The sequence below is a fragment of the Paractinoplanes abujensis genome, from assembly GCF_014204895.1.
Taxonomy (GTDB): domain Bacteria; phylum Actinomycetota; class Actinomycetes; order Mycobacteriales; family Micromonosporaceae; genus Actinoplanes; species Actinoplanes abujensis.
Map to the genome: position 1 here is coordinate 7,545,486 of NZ_JACHMF010000001.1, position 14,251 is coordinate 7,559,736.

Consider the following 14,251-nt stretch of genomic DNA (forward strand, 5'->3'; position numbering starts at 1 on the left):
GGCTACAAGTTCGTCCGCACTATCAACGCACCCTTAACGGCGTTTCAGCCCCAAACTTCAGTTACGCCCCCGCCGCCGCAACACCAACACCAGCACCAACGCGGCCGCCGCAACAACACCGGCGAGCCCCCCGAACAGCAGAACACTGCCGTTGCCAGCAGGCTCCGCATCAGCCACCGGCGCAGCCGACTGAGGCCGAACGGTCGTCGGTGCGCTGGGGGCCGCACTACTGGCCGCAGGCCCGGCGCTCTCCCCGCCCCCTTCAAGAGGCGGAACGTCAGCGGTCAACGCCTTGACAATGTTGAGCCGCCCAAACCCACACTCATCATCGCGCCCGGGAGGCCCAATATCGTCCGCAGTAGCAGTCAGCCGATGAACGACTTCCTTAGCGGACAGTTCAGGAAACTTGGCCCGGACCAGCGCAGCAGCCCCAGAAACAATCGCCGTTGAGTCGGAAGTCCCAGCCGCGATCCCATAACCTCGCGGCGGCTGCGCCGAAATGATGTCCACGCCGGGAGCGCAGATCTGTACCTTTTCATCTTTTACAGACTTGTCAGAGTACTTCCCGTTCCGGCCAGTGGCGCCGACCGCGAGAACACCATTGAATGCAGCAGGATGATTAATGATTAGGTCTTGTGCTGTGTTGCCTACAGCGGCGATCACAACGATGTCTTTATCGATTGCGTCGTCGACAGCATCCTTCAAAGCGAATCCGGGGCCGACCGCCCCGGAAACATTGATGATATTCGCGTTATGGTTGGCGGCCCAGGCCATACCTTTAGCCATAATGGCTGAATCGCCCAGCCCATCGCTCGAGACGATCACTGGAAGGATTTTGGCGGATGGTGCTATGCCCTGAATTCCGGAGTTTGAGCCGTGTCCGTGGGCGGCAATAAGCGCGGCCATCCGTGTTCCATGGCCGTCGTTGTCCGTTCGGCCATCCTTGCCGGGCGAGGCCTGGTTGCTTCCTGCCAAAAGATTTCGCCGAATGTCGGGGTGGGGGGCGCTCCCGGAGTCGAGTACAGCAACGATCACGCCGGACCCGGTTGAAATTGATCGCGTTTCCGACACGCGCAAACTCTTTAAGTACCACTGTTGATCGCGTACAGAATCTGCGAGAGCCGGAGGGCTGGGTGCTGCGATGGCGGCGAGAATCCCCAATGCGGCGCTTGCGGCAAGGAACCTTCGTTTGGAGCTCAATTGAGGCCGATCGCAGGCCCTGGATCGATGCGCTGATCGCGAGGTGGCAAAACAACGGGGTCGACGCCAGTTGCTGTCTGCCAAGGGTTGTCAGGGTCCCAGTGCATTTGGTCGTCTTGGTCACGGCGGCTGGTGTTCCGTGCGCCAGTCTGCCCGTATGGCCCGGTCGTCCCAACGTGCTGACCCGTAATTCCTGCACCGTTAGCTCTGCCGCCAGCACCTGCGACCCGGCCGCCTGGCGTGCCGCCGCCAATGACCCCGCTGCCTGGCGTGCCGCCGCCAATGACCCCGCCAATGGGATTCACTCGCTGCGCGCCGGGTCGTGCTCCTCCAGGTTGCGCGACTCCGATTCCAGGGGCCCCGCCGATCACCCCGCCCGGCGGCATCACGTGCATGCCACCTGACGCTGGCCCGCTAGGCCGAATTGCACCCTCACGCGGCAGGCCAGCATTGCGACCGCCCGGACCAACTGCGGGCGGCCCGAGCGGGCTTGTGCCGGTGGGAACGAAGCTGCTCGGACTTGGAGGAAGTAGGCCCGGTCCTGGTGTCGGTCCAGGCGTCCCGGAAACGGGAGGTGTCCCGGGAGGCAATCCGGCTACCGGAGCGGTTGGAGCGGTTGGTGCAGTTCCGCCCAAGATCAAGCCAGGCTGCTGAGCCGGCGGCAGAGGTGCCGAGGGCGGTGCAACGTTTGGGGATGTCGGAAAGGCCGCGGGCGGTCTAATGGTCTTGGAGGACGAAGCGGCATCGGAGCCAAAGCTCGGCGTAATTGGGGGAATTGGCGGGGCGGCATAGCCTCCGCCACCATCACTGCCTTTGGTTTCTTCACGGCCGAGGTTTGGCCTGTAGGGCCTGGGCGTCTGGATTTTGACTTGAGCCATGGCCAGGTCGCTGCTTACGCCGTTTAGGAGGGTTACTGCTCTCTGGTGTAAAGCTTCCTGGCGGCCGGGGGCTACCGGCGGCTGTTCGCCGCTTGGGCTGGGGGTTGGAGTGGGCTGGCCGCTTGTGGTGGAGGGCTGCTGGGAGGCAGTGAAGGTGGCCAGGGCCTGTTCGTTGGCCTGATACTCCTGGGCGATCTCGTTCATTTCCTTCTGGGCGAGGCTGATGGACAGCGTCGCCGAGGCGAAGGCGTCGTGGTTGGCTATCGCGGCCTCGTAGGTTTCGTCGAGGTTGTCGATCAGCTCGTTCAGGCGGGTGATGTAGGCCTCGGCGGCGGCGTTCTTGTCCGGGGGCCACGCGGCGGCGAGGTTGTCGCGGTAGTTTGCGACCTGCCAGCGGTGTTCGTTGATGAGGTCGGCCGAACGCTTCCAACCCGTCAGCAGCTCGTAGTGCTGCTCGGTGCTGGGGTTCTGGATGTAGCCCTGCATGGCCTGGATCGTCATCATGCCCCAGGGCGTGCCGCCAGCGCCGCCTCCGCCACTCGCAGCCAACATCAGACGTCTCCCTCGCTGCTCGTCGTGGGGTAGGTGGCGGTCGTGGCCTCGGGGATGCCGACCTTGTCGAACGCCTTGTTCACGTCGGCGACTTGCGCGTGGGAGAAGGCGTCGGAGCCGCGATACTGCTTGCTGATGTCGGCGGCGGCCGATGCGAAGCCCTGGGTGCCGTTCGCGTAGTTGTAAACGTTCTGATGGGTAACGTCCTGTGCCTGGTTGTGCGCGGTCAGGAAGGACGTGAGCTCGACGAAGCCGGCCGGCGGGTCGGGCAGTGGGACGCCCATGGACTCCGAGACGTTGGCCATGTGCGGCGCGTAGCTGTCCGTCACGTTCGCGGCTAGTTTGGCGGCGAACTGTTCCATGGCTTGGATGTCGGCTTCGATCGAGCCGAAGTCTGTGGTGCCGTAGTCACGCAGCCAAGCAGGACCGCGGTCCTCCTCCGGAATCATCTGCGTCCTCCCCCGAAAACCGAACACGCGAACCGATCACGCGAAAACCGAACACAAGTACGCGAAGCGTCTGTGAGAGTAGTCGGTCACTGCCAGCGGTGGGGGACCCTGTGGACAGTGATGGGCGATGATCTAGCGAGGTAGGGCCGAGGTTCGCCAGGAGCGCGGGGCCGTCGACGGGCGTGCGGAGCGGGCCCAGGTGGACGGGGGCGGCGCGGGCGTGACCGCATCAAGTTTGCTGGATGCGGCGGCCAGGATCGTGACCAGGGCGGCCAGCTCCTCGTCGGCCGGTTTGCCGCGCACGACGCTGACCAGGGGTTCCGTATCCATTGACCGAGCGTACGACGGAGTGGGGTGTAACCGGTGACACGCATCCCACACTCGGCTGATCGATTCGCTGTCGCTCGACATGACCGGGTATTTTCTCCGTGATGTCTTCCTCTCCCCCGCTCGTAGTCGCTGACCGTTACCGGCTTGTCGCGCCGCTCGGTCAGGGCGGGATGGGTCGTGTCTGGCGGGCGACCGATGTCGTCCTGCACCGTGAGGTCGCCATCAAGGAACTGGTGCCTCCGCCCGGGCTGACCCCTGGTGAGCGGCAGGAGATGCGTGAGCGGTCGCTGCGGGAGGCGCGCGCGATCGCCCGGCTCAACAACATCAACGTGGTTCGCGTGTTCGACGTGCTGCGCACCGACGCCGACCCGTGGATCGTCATGGAGTACGTGCCGTCCCGCTCGTTGCAGGACACGCTGGCCGCGGACGGTCCGTTCAGTCCCGTACGGTCGGCGGAGATCGGCCTCGGCGTGCTCAACGCGTTGCGCGCCGCCCACCGCGCCGGTGTCGTGCACCGCGACGTCAAGCCGGGCAATGTGCTGATCGGCGCGGACGGGCGCGTCGTGCTCACCGACTTCGGCCTGGCCACTGTGCCGGGCGACCCCAACGTCACGCGTACGGGTCTGGTGCTCGGTTCCCCGGCCTACATCGCGCCCGAGCGGGCTCGCGACGGTTCCGCCGGGCCCGCGGCCGACCTGTGGTCGCTCGGCGCCACGCTGTACGCCGCGGTCGAGGGGTCGTCGCCGTTCGCCCGCCCCTCCGCGATCGCCACCCTGGCCGCGCTGGCCACCGAGAACCCGCCGCCCGCGCGTAACGCCGGCCCGCTGAAGCCGGTGCTCAACGGTCTGCTCCGCAAGGACCCGACGCATCGCATCAACGCCGAGGAGGCCGAGCGTCTGCTGCTCCGCGCGGCCGGCCGCCGGTCCAAGTTGAGCTTCCCGATGAGCCCGACGATGCGCCGCCCCGGCGTGGGTCGTGACCGTTCGGCGCTGACCGGGGGCACTTCCGCGACTCCGGTTGTGCCCGGTCCGCGGCCGCCGGTCGCCCGGCCGTCGATTCCGCCGGGTCAGCCTCCGATCACTCCGGGTCGCCCGGGGGCCGGCGAGGGGCCGCCGCCGATCTTCGCGCCGGGCAAGGCCCCGGTCGGCCGCTCCACGCCCGAGCCACCTGTCCGAGGCCGTACGCCCGAGCCACCTGTCCGAGGCCGTACGCCCGAGCCACCTGTCCGGGGCCGTACGCCCGAGCCCTCCGCCCGGGGCCGTACGCCCGAGCCGCCCGTTCGCGGCCGTACGCCCGAGCCGCCCGCCCGGGGCCGCGCGCCCGAGCCGCCCGTTCATGGCCGCACCACCGAGCCCCCGGCCCGTCGCCGGCCCGCGGCGGAGACGCCCACGCGCGTCGACGGCCCCAAGGTCGACGCCCCGCGCCTGGACGCCACGCGCGTGGACGGCCCGCAGATCGACGCCACTCGGGTCGACGGCTCGCGAATTGATGCCACTCGGGTCGACGGCCCGCGGATTGATGCGACTCGGGTCGACGGCTCGCGGATTGATGCCACCCGGGTCGACGGTCCACCGGTGCAGGACGACCGCACTACCGTTGTCGGTCCGCCCGGTTCCGCGGTGGGCGGCGGCCTTTCCCGTACGTCGAGGGGCGCGCAGGCCGGATTCACGGCGGCCGACGTCGCCGCGAACCGCCGGAGGAAGGCCGCCCCCGAGCACGAGCGGTCCCTGGCCGACGCGACGGCCCTGCTGCCGCGGGTCGGGGCGGACGGGCTGCCCAAGGAAAGCAAGCACGACAAGCCCGGGGCCGACCCGACGACTCGGATCGCGTTGCCGGCCAAGCCGCCGTCCGAGTCGACGCCGAAGCCGCCCGCAGCCAAGGCCGCGCCGCCCGTCCCGGCCGGTGACACCGCCGACAAGACAACGAAGATCTCGGAGCCGGTCGACCGGACCACCAGGATCACGGAACCGCCGCAGAAGCCGTCCCCTGCTCAGGCGAAGCCGGTCGTTCCGGAGGCGACCCAGGTCGTGAGCCCGGCTCAGACGAGGCCCGCGCCGCAGGACGCGACGCAGGTGGTGAGCCCGGCCAAGCTGACACCCGCCAGGGACAAGCCGGTCGAAAGTGATTCGGCCAAGTCCACGGCGGCCAAGTCCACGCCGGCCAAGTCGGTGCCGGCCAAGTCCGCGCCGGTCGACTCCACGCCGGTCAAGTCGACGGCGGCCCAGGGCGATTCGGTCAAGCCGACGCTGATCGGGACGACCGCGGCCGGAGGCGAGTCGGCCAAGCCGACGCCGGCCGAGGCCGAGCCGGTTGAGAGTGCCTCCGCGAAGTCGAAACCGTCCGGAACGCCGTCGACGGGGGACGCATCGGCCAAGACGGCGCAGGCTGAGAGTGCGCCGGCCGGCGTTACCTCGGTCGAAGACGAGTCCGCGTCGGCCGCGAGCGAGCCGGCCGATTCCGCGCCCACCGCAGACGCGTCGACCAGCGACCAGCCGAGCAAGGACGAGTCCGCTCGGTCCGCGACGACGACGCCCGAGGGTGACGCGCGGGCCGACAGCACGCCGGTCGACGGTGAGCCGGCCAAGCCTGCGTCCGCCCGGTCGGCGGTGGCCGGAGACGCGTCGACCGGAAGCACAGTTGTCGCGGGTGAGACTGCGTCCGCCGATCCGACGCTTGACGGGGACACGTCGGCCGACAGCACGCCGGTCGATGGTGAGCCGGCCCAGTCCGCGTCCGCAAAGACCACGTCGGTCGGGGACGGGTCGGCAAACGCCGAGGACGCACCGTCCGACAACCCGCCGAGCGAGGGCGAGCCGGCTGAGCCTGTGCCCGCCGAGACCACGTCGGCCAAGGCGGCGACGACCACGTCGGTCAAGCCGTCGGCGACCACGTCGGTCAAGCCGTCGGCGACCACGTCGGTCAAGCCGTCGACGACTACGCCGCCCCAGGAGTCGACGACCACGCGGGTCAAGCCGGCGACGACTACGCCGCTCCAGGCGTCGACGATCACGCCGGTCACGGCCGCAGCGACCACGCCGGTCACGGCCGCAACGACCACGCCAGCCGAAGCCGCCGCGACCACGCCGGCCAAAGCTGCGCCAACCGGGGACAAACCGGCCAAGTCCAAGTCGGCCAAGTCCAAGCCGGCCAAGACCACGCCCGCCAAGACCGAGCCCACGAAGCGGCCGGGCAGCGCGGAAAGTGCCGCCGCAGCCGTACCCGCTGAGGCGACGGACGAGGCCACGCCCGCGAAGAGCGACGCCACGCCCGGCATCCTCGCGGAGGGCGAGGACAAGGACGAGAAGGCCGCGCCCCAAGACGCGAAGGCGGCCGGCCGGGCCGAGGCGGAAACCACCAAGAAGGCCGCGGCGGATGTGGACGCCACGACCACCCTCGCGGCCGCCGCCCTGGCCGACCGGACCACCAAGATCGCTGACCCGGCGCCCACGGGAGAGGCCGAGGACGACGTCCTGACGCCGGTCCCCGCCTTCAGCCGCCCGAGCCGCCCGGCCTGGGCCCCCATGCCGCACGGCCCCACGCCCGGCATCACGGTTTTCGGCACCCGGCTCACGTACGGCCAGGCCGCCATCGGCGGCGGTGTCATTCTGCTGGTCATCGTGCTGGTGGCGGTCCTGATCGGCCAGTCCTTCGGTGACGACGGCGGCGACCGGGGCCAGACCGGCGCGGCCCCGCCGCCCAGCGCGGCCGCAGCCGGTGGTGGCAGCACGGCGAGCCCGTCGGCCGCGGCCACAACGAAGGCCCCTGCGACGACACCCGCGTCAGCGCCCGCGACGACGCCCGCACTGAGTCTGCCGTCGACGTGGGAGATGCACTCGGACAGCACCGGCTTCAAGATCCCGCTGCCCAAGAGCGCCCGCATCTCGCGGTCGGACAGCGAGATCAGCGTCCGCTGGAGCAACCGTTATCTGCTGATCGACCAGACCAGTAAGCCCAAGGGCGACGCCCTCAAGGACTATCAGGAGCAGGAGCGGACCCGGGTCGGCTCGTCCTACCGGAGCTACGAGAAGGTCAAGATGGTCGAGGTGAAGGATTACTTCAAGCAGACCGTCGACTGGGAGTTCTTCTACACCACGACCTCGGGCAACCGGCAGCACGCGGTGAAGCGCAACATCATCGTCAGCGACAAGCAGGCGTACTCGATCTCTTGGTATGTCTCGCCCGAGGACTGGAAGTCCTCACTGGCCGATTTGAACCTGATCTACGAGGGTTTTCAGCCCAAGAAGTGACTCCGGGGAGTGACAACGGAGATGAATGGGTAATTCATCTTGTGTCACGGACGGAGGTGCGACATGAACTGCCGACGCTACGGCAGTAAGCCGACACTGGTTCTCTGGTTGCTGGTGGCCCTGGCTGACCTGGTCTTTCTGACTGTTGCGGCGGGCGCGCTGGTGATGATTTCGATCGTTGCCGTGCTGGCGGTGGCCGCCGGGGGTGTGTTCGCCACCCGTCTGCTGGCCAAGCCCGCGGAGGCTGTCGAGCCGGTGGCGCGCCGGAGGGCATAGCCGGATCGGATACAGTTCCGCGCTGTGATCGACGGTGTGACTGACTTCTGGGACAAGCTGCTCGGCGCGCAGCCGGATCCGCCCGGTCTGCTGGTGCTGCTCACCGCTCTGGCCGGTTTTCTGGCAGTGTCGTTCCGGCCGGTCTGGCGGGTGGCCCGCAACGCCGTCACGATCGCCCACGAGGGTGGTCATGCCCTGTTCGCACTGTTGACCGGTCGTCGCCTGCGCGGCATCCGGCTGGAGTTCGACACGTCCGGCCTCACGTTGTCGTCGGGCCGACCGACCGGGCCGGGCATGATGCTCACCTTGCTGGGCGGCTACATCGCCCCGTCGCTGGTCGGTGTGCTCGGCGCCTGGCTGCTCGGCGGCAACCGGATCACGCTGCTGCTCTGGCTGGCCGTCGCGTTGCTGCTGCTCATGCTGATCAACATTCGGAACCTGTTCGGCGTCTTGTCGCTGGTCATCACGGGGGCGATCGTCTTCGCCGTTTCCTGGTGGGCTTCCGACGAGGTGCAGGCCGCTTTCGCGTACGCGGGGGTCTGGTTCCTGCTGTTCGGCGGTGTGCGCCCGGTTTTCGAGCTGCAGGCTCTGCGCCGCCGGGGCCGGATGCCGGAGTCCGACGCCGACCAGCTGGCTCACATCACGCACGTGCCGGCCCTGTTCTGGGTCGGCTTCTTCCTGATCGTCAATCTGGTCGCCGTCGCGGCCGGCGCCTTCCTGCTGGCCGGCCAGTGGCTGCCGGACACCGTCTGAGCCGGCCTCCGACACGACCGACCTGGGCCCCGGACACGGTTCGAGCCGGACCGAGTCGTCTCAACGGTCGATAGGGCGGATGCGGCGGCCGAACTAGCTTCCGGAACATGGCTGGTCAGGGCTTGGCGTGGACGACGGCGATCGTGGCATTCGTGGCGGCCGTGCCGATGTGGAAGGCCACCACGCACGCCATCACCATCGCGCACGAGGGTGGTCACGCTCTGTTCGGCGTCCTGTTCGGCCGGGCGATCAAGCGCGTCACGGTCGAGGGCGGAGGCGGCGGTTCGACCGGGTTCGGCAAGGGTGGCGGTTGGTTCGCGATCCTCTTCTCGTTCCTCGGCGGTTATCTGGGCCCGTCACTGTTCGGCCTGGCCGGCGCGTGGATGCTGGTGCACGACGTCTCGCCGCGCGCGGTCCTGCTCATGTCGCTCGTGCTGGTCGCCATCCTGCTGCTCATGGTCCGCAACTTCTTCGGGCTGATCGCCGTGCCGCTCACCGGGGCCGCGTTGTGGGCCGTGGCCATGCGTGGCACGCCGGAGCATCAGCTCGTGTTCGCGTACATCTGGGTCTGGTTTCTGCTGATGGGTGGTGTGCGGCAGATCCCCGAGCTGTATCGCGCCTGGACGACCGGCGCCGAGGCCGACACCGGGGTGCTCAGCACGCACACCGGTCTGTCCAGCGCGTTCTTCGTGGCGTTGTTCTGGCTCGGCTCGATGGCCGCCCTGCTCTACGGAGGCGTGCTGCTGCTGCGCAACCCGATCTGAGGCCGGTCGAAGCGAAACGCACAACCCGATCTGAGGCCGGTCGAAGCGGGGGGCGGGGATCAGAGCGGAATGTTGCCGTGCTTCTTGGGCGGAAGCGTCTCCCGTTTGGTGCGCAGCGTCCGCAACGCCCGGGTGATCTGAGCCCGGGTTTCCGACGGCCGGATGACCGCGTCCACGTAACCCCGTTCGGCCGCGATGTACGGGTTGGCCAGCGTGTCCTCGTATTCCTGGATCAGCTCGGCCCGCCGCGCCGCCGGGTCGTCGGCCGCGGCCAGGTCACCGCGGTAGAGGATGTTGACCGCGCCTTGGGCCCCCATCACCGCGATCTGGGCTGTGGGCCAGGCGAAGTTGAGGTCGGCGCCGAGGTGCTTGGAGCCCATCACGTCGTAGGCCCCGCCGTACGCCTTGCGCGTGATCACCGTGACCTTGGGCACCGTGGCCTCGGCGTACGCGTAGATGAGCTTGGCTCCCCGCCGGATGATGCCCTCCCATTCCTGCGAGGTGCCCGGCAGGAATCCCGGCACGTCGACGAAGGTCACCACGGGAATGTTGAAGGCGTCGCACGTACGGACGAAGCGGGCTGCCTTCTCGGAGGCTGCGATGTCGAGTGTGCCCGCGAAGTGCATGGGCTGGTTGGCCACCACACCGACCGGGCGCCCTTCGACCCGGCCGAACCCGACCACGATGTTCTGCGCGTAGAGCGGCTGCACTTCGAGGAAGTCGTCCACCACCGTCTCGACGACCTTCTTGATGTCGTACGGCTGATTGGCCGAATCCGGGATCAGGGTGTCGAGGGCCCGGTCGTCATCCGTGAGCGACGAGGGGGAGGAATCGTCGAAGATCGTGGGGTCGTCCAGGTTGTTGGACGGCAGGTAGGACAGCAGCGCGCGCACGTAGTCGATCGCGTCGTCCTCGTCGGACGCCAGGTAGTGCGCGTTTCCGCTGCGTGTGTTGTGCGTGCGGGCGCCGCCCAGTTCCTCCATGCCGACCTCTTCGCCGGTGACCGTCTTGATCACGTCGGGGCCGGTGATGAACATGTGCGACGTCTGGTCGACCATCACGGTGAAGTCGGTGATCGCGGGGGAGTAGACCGCGCCGCCCGCGCACGGGCCCATGATCAGCGAGATCTGCGGGATGACGCCGCTGGCCCGCACGTTGCGGAAGAAGATGTCGGCGTAGAGGCCGAGTGCGACCACGCCTTCTTGGATGCGCGCGCCGCCGGAGTCGTTGATCCCGATGATCGGGCAGCCGATCTTCATGGCCAGGTCGAGCACCTTGACGATTTTTTCGCCGAAGACCTCGCCCAGCGAGCCGCCGAAGATCGTGAAGTCTTGGGAGAAGACGCAGACCTGCCGGCCGTCGACTGTGCCGTAGCCGGTGACCACCCCGTCCCCGTACGGGCGGTTCTTGTCCAGGCCGAAGTTGGTCGAGCGGTGCCGGGCCAGCTCGTCGAGCTCGACGAACGAGCCTTCGTCGAGCAGCATCTCGATCCGCTCGCGGGCTGTCTTCTTGCCGCGGGCGTGTTGCTTCTCGACCGCGCGGGCGGATCCCGCGTGCACCGCCTCACTCGTGCGTCTTTCGAGGTCAGCGAGCTTGCCGGCGGTGGTGTGGATGTCGGCCACGACGTCGTCGTCCTGGTGGGTGGTCACGCTCGTTCCTCACGCTTCCCGAGGGTCTACTCGTCAGTAAATGATCGTAGTGCGCTACCAGAGGTCGTGGCGGGCCGTGCGCGTTTCGCACGCAATGCCCCATTCGTTACCTGTGTCGTGACGAACTGGATGACCGCGGCCGGTATCGCCCTCATCGCCGGAGGGCTGGCCACGCTGATCTGCTTCCGAACCGTGCTCTTCGGCGGAGGCGGGCGGCGGGCCCGGGGCAACGCCGAGGCCGACATCCAGCCCTCGTCACGTCGTGGGCGAGGCAACCGCCGGCACAACCGGTCGGCCGAGCCGGCTGCTCTTCTCCCCGCCGAGGAGGTCGGCCTGACTGAGGAGGACGAGCAGCGCGCGGAGATCCCTTACGAGGACCGGCCGCGCGAGCTGCACGCCGAGGATCAAGACCTTTTCCCGTACGGGGATGAGCCCGTCGAGGAGCCGTTCCTCGACTACGAGCCGGACCCGTACGAGGCCGAACCGTACGACCCCCAGCCCTACGAGCCCGAACCGTACGAGCCCGAGCCGTACCAGCCGGAGCCGCACGAGCTCGAACCCGCGTTGCGGCTCGTGCTGGACGACGTCGAGGACGTGCCCGCACCCGCGTACAGCGGGGAACGCTTCGGCCACCGTGTCGAGGGCTGGGTCCGCCCCGAATACCGGCACGTCCCCGAGGAGCCCCCGGCCGGTGAGTACTGGACGCCGATTCCCGTGGACCTGGAGCCCGACCCGGAGCCCTCGGCCAAGGGTTACGGCTGGCCCATGGCCGTCGAGCGCCTGCCCGCGGTCCCCGACTACGAGCCGTCCACCGGCTTCGACCTCGCCCCGGTGGAGCACGAGCCGACCGAGGTCGTCTCCGCGATGCCGCCTGTGCGCAAGCGCCGCGACCGGGCGCCGCTCAACGACCGCGACCGGGCCAACCGCGTCCGCCTGCCCCGGAACTGGTCGGCCCGCGACGACAAATACCAGGAGCCGGCGGCCCGCGAATGGCGGACCGAGAACGAGTCGGCGCCACGCCGTCGCCGCGCCGAGTCCACGCAGATGTTCGCCGCGGTGACCGAGGATCTGGCCCCGCACAGCCGTCGCCGGCCCCGCCCGCGGCCGCGCCCGTCGGTGGAGCCGCCCGACCGCAGCACCACGATGTACGTGAGCCGTCACGCGGCCGAACCGCCGCCGCGCTGAGCCCCGGCGCTAGTCTCGGCCCATGGCTTCGCCGTTCATGGATCTCGACCGGCCCCCGCTCTCCGAGCGTTCCCTCACGCGTGCGCTCGTGACCCCGGGCAGTCTGTGGTCCCGGCTCGACCTGCGCACCGAGACCGCTTCGACCAACGCCGACGCCGCCGCGGCGGCCACCCGGGGTGAACCGGAGGGTCTGGTCGTCGTGGCCGAGCAGCAGACCGCGGGCCGTGGGCGACGCGACCGGCAGTGGACGTCGCCCGCCCGCGCCGGTCTCACGGTGAGTGTGCTGCTCCGGCCCGGTCAGGCCGACCGTGAGCGCGAGTGGGCCGCCCTGACCCCGGGTTCGTTCGCCTGGCTGCCGCTGCTGGCCGGGGTGGCCCTGCGGGAGGCCGTGGAGCGGGTGGCCGAGGTCGAGACCGCCCTCAAGTGGCCCAACGATCTGCTGGTGAACGACGGGAAGTGCGCCGGCATCCTGGCCGAGGTGGCGGGCGACGCCGTGGTGGTGGGCATCGGGCTCAACGTGACGACCCGCGCCGAGGAGTTGCCGGAGACCACCGGGCTGCCCGCGATGTCACTCCGGCTGGCCGGTGCGGCCGTCACGGACCGTGACCCGCTGCTGCGGGCCCTGCTGCGCGGCTTGGCCGCCTGGTATGCGGGCTGGCGCGAGGCGGGCGGCGACGCGGAGATGTCCGGCCTGCTCGCGGCGTACCGGCGGGGTTGCGCCACGATCGGCCGTCAGGTGCGGGTCCTGCTGCCCGCGGGCGAACCGCTCACCGGCGAGGCGATCGAGGTGGACCGGGACGGCCAATTGGTCGTCCGGACGGCGGACGGTGCCGTGCATCGCGTCTCGGCGGGTGACGTGCTGCACGTACGCTGACCGCGTGGCGTTCCCGGACGAAGTGCTGGCCGACGAGGAAGAACTCGTCCTGCACCTGCATCCCCATTGGAAGGCGGCCCTGCGCCCCGGTCTGCTCGTGCTGCTCGCGGTCGTGGTGACCGCCGGGGCCTGGGTGATGCTGCCCAGCACCGAGGGTGGGCTGATCGCGTTTCTCGTGGTGGCGGCCATCATGCTCTACCAGGGCCTGCGCTACGGGGTGGCGCCGCTGGTGATCTGGCGGTGCACCCATTATGTGCTGACCGACGAGCGCATCCTGCTGCAGGACGGTGTGATCGCCCGGGAGCGGCGGGACCTGCCGCTCAACCGGATCAACGATCACGTGGTGACCCAGTCGGTGCTCGATCGCCTGTTCGGCTCGGGCACCCTCAAGGTCGACTCGATCGGCGAGCAGGCCGTGATCCTGGCCGCCGTGCCCCGTGCTCAGAGCGTGCAGACGTTGCTCTACGAGCTGATCGAGCAGGACCGCGTCCGGCACCCGGAGGACGAGGAGGAGGAGGCCGAGCCGGAGGTACCCGTACAGCGGAAAGGGTTTTTCCGGAGGAAGCCCGCGGCTAACGGGAAGGCTGCGGATCCTCGGCGCTGATCTCGGCCAGGCCGGCCACCGCGTCGAGCTCGGTGAGGTCGGCCTCGTGACCGTCGACGGGCGGCTTGAGGAAGACGAACGTGCGGTACGCCCAGAATCGGAACACCGTGGCGATCACGATGCCGATCAGGGTGACGGCCATGAAGGCGACCTCGTCGTGCTGCTCGGTCAGGCCGAAGCCGTATTTGCCGATGGCGATCGAACCGGACTGGATGACCATGCCGACGAGGTTGAAGCCGAAGAACAGCGTGTACTCCCGCCGCAGCGCGGTGCGGCTGTGGTTGCGGTAGGTCCAGTACCGGTTCGCGATGTACGCCAGGGTGGTGGTGACCACGGTGGCGATGACGCTCGCCTTGACCGCGCCGATGGGCAGCGCGACCCAGGTGATCGCCATGTAGAGCAGCGTGTTACCGGCACCGATCACCCCGAAAGCGAGAACTTCCGGGGCGAGACGGCGCAGGTGGTCCGTCAGCTCACGTGCTGAAGGCAT

The 14,251-nt window shown here is 68.9% G+C and carries 13 protein-coding genes; 7 read left to right on the forward strand and 6 right to left on the reverse strand.

Translation table 11 applies throughout. The annotated features are described in order from the left end of the window. Window positions 1-57 precede the first annotated feature (57 nt). The 4 genes from BKA14_RS34655 to BKA14_RS34670 form a co-directional block, all read right to left on the reverse strand. Window positions 58-1,071: a S8 family serine peptidase gene (locus tag BKA14_RS34655; protein WP_184954974.1), complete on the reverse strand. Its 1,014-nt coding sequence runs from the start codon at window positions 1,069-1,071 to the stop codon at window positions 58-60. Window positions 1,072-1,196: 125 nt separating this feature from the next. Beyond that, complete coding sequence (locus BKA14_RS34660; RefSeq protein WP_184954975.1) at window positions 1,197-2,582, reverse strand: TroA family protein; 1,386 nt, start codon at window positions 2,580-2,582, stop codon at window positions 1,197-1,199. A gap of 47 nt (window positions 2,583-2,629) precedes the next feature. Then, entirely contained in the window at window positions 2,630-3,079 is a 450-nt protein-coding gene (locus tag BKA14_RS34665) for a hypothetical protein (RefSeq protein WP_184954976.1), read from the reverse strand. Between the two features lie 132 nt (window positions 3,080-3,211). Next, window positions 3,212-3,409: an acyl-CoA carboxylase subunit epsilon gene (locus tag BKA14_RS34670; protein WP_184954977.1), complete on the reverse strand. Its 198-nt coding sequence runs from the start codon at window positions 3,407-3,409 to the stop codon at window positions 3,212-3,214. A 101-nt stretch (window positions 3,410-3,510) separates the two neighbouring features. Here BKA14_RS34670 and BKA14_RS45745 point away from each other — a divergent pair, with 101 nt between their 5' ends. The 4 genes from BKA14_RS45745 (at window position 3,511) to BKA14_RS34690 (ending at window position 9,449) form a co-directional block, all read left to right on the forward strand. Next, the gene (locus BKA14_RS45745; protein ID WP_438861924.1) at window positions 3,511-7,656 is read left to right on the forward strand and encodes a serine/threonine-protein kinase; all 4,146 of its coding nucleotides are present in this window, start codon (window positions 3,511-3,513) and stop codon (window positions 7,654-7,656) included. A gap of 63 nt (window positions 7,657-7,719) precedes the next feature. Beyond that, on the forward strand, window positions 7,720-7,932 hold the full coding sequence (locus BKA14_RS34680) for a hypothetical protein (RefSeq protein ID WP_184954978.1): 213 nt from the start codon (window positions 7,720-7,722) through the stop codon (window positions 7,930-7,932). 24 nt (window positions 7,933-7,956) lie between these two features. After that, complete coding sequence (locus BKA14_RS34685) at window positions 7,957-8,685, forward strand: M50 family metallopeptidase (protein WP_184954979.1); 729 nt, start codon at window positions 7,957-7,959, stop codon at window positions 8,683-8,685. Window positions 8,686-8,792: 107 nt separating this feature from the next. Next, a complete protein-coding gene (locus tag BKA14_RS34690; RefSeq protein ID WP_184954980.1) occupies window positions 8,793-9,449 on the forward strand; it encodes a M50 family metallopeptidase in 657 nt (218 codons plus the stop codon). 59 nt (window positions 9,450-9,508) lie between these two features. Here the strand turns inward: BKA14_RS34690 and BKA14_RS34695 are convergent, their stop codons facing one another. Next, the gene (locus BKA14_RS34695) at window positions 9,509-11,071 is read right to left on the reverse strand and encodes an acyl-CoA carboxylase subunit beta (RefSeq protein WP_184957143.1); all 1,563 of its coding nucleotides are present in this window, start codon (window positions 11,069-11,071) and stop codon (window positions 9,509-9,511) included. 144 nt (window positions 11,072-11,215) lie between these two features. On the opposite strand from BKA14_RS34695, the gene BKA14_RS34700 reads away from it, so the two are divergent. Genes BKA14_RS34700 through BKA14_RS34710 form a run of 3 tightly spaced genes read left to right on the forward strand, consistent with a single transcriptional unit; the run spans window position 11,216 to window position 13,761 of the window. Next, window positions 11,216-12,283 (forward strand): hypothetical protein, encoded by a 1,068-nt coding sequence (locus BKA14_RS34700; protein WP_184954981.1) that lies wholly within the window; start codon window positions 11,216-11,218, stop codon window positions 12,281-12,283. Window positions 12,284-12,305: 22 nt separating this feature from the next. Continuing rightward, window positions 12,306-13,157 (forward strand): biotin--[acetyl-CoA-carboxylase] ligase, encoded by an 852-nt coding sequence (locus tag BKA14_RS34705; RefSeq protein ID WP_184954982.1) that lies wholly within the window; start codon window positions 12,306-12,308, stop codon window positions 13,155-13,157. Window positions 13,158-13,161: 4 nt separating this feature from the next. Then, entirely contained in the window at window positions 13,162-13,761 is a 600-nt protein-coding gene (locus tag BKA14_RS34710) for a PH domain-containing protein (protein ID WP_184954983.1), read from the forward strand. On the opposite strand, the gene BKA14_RS34715 is transcribed toward BKA14_RS34710, so the two are convergent. Continuing rightward, the gene (locus tag BKA14_RS34715) at window positions 13,730-14,251 is read right to left on the reverse strand and encodes a GtrA family protein (RefSeq protein WP_184954984.1); all 522 of its coding nucleotides are present in this window, start codon (window positions 14,249-14,251) and stop codon (window positions 13,730-13,732) included. The two genes, BKA14_RS34710 and BKA14_RS34715, sit on opposite strands and share 32 nt — an antisense overlap.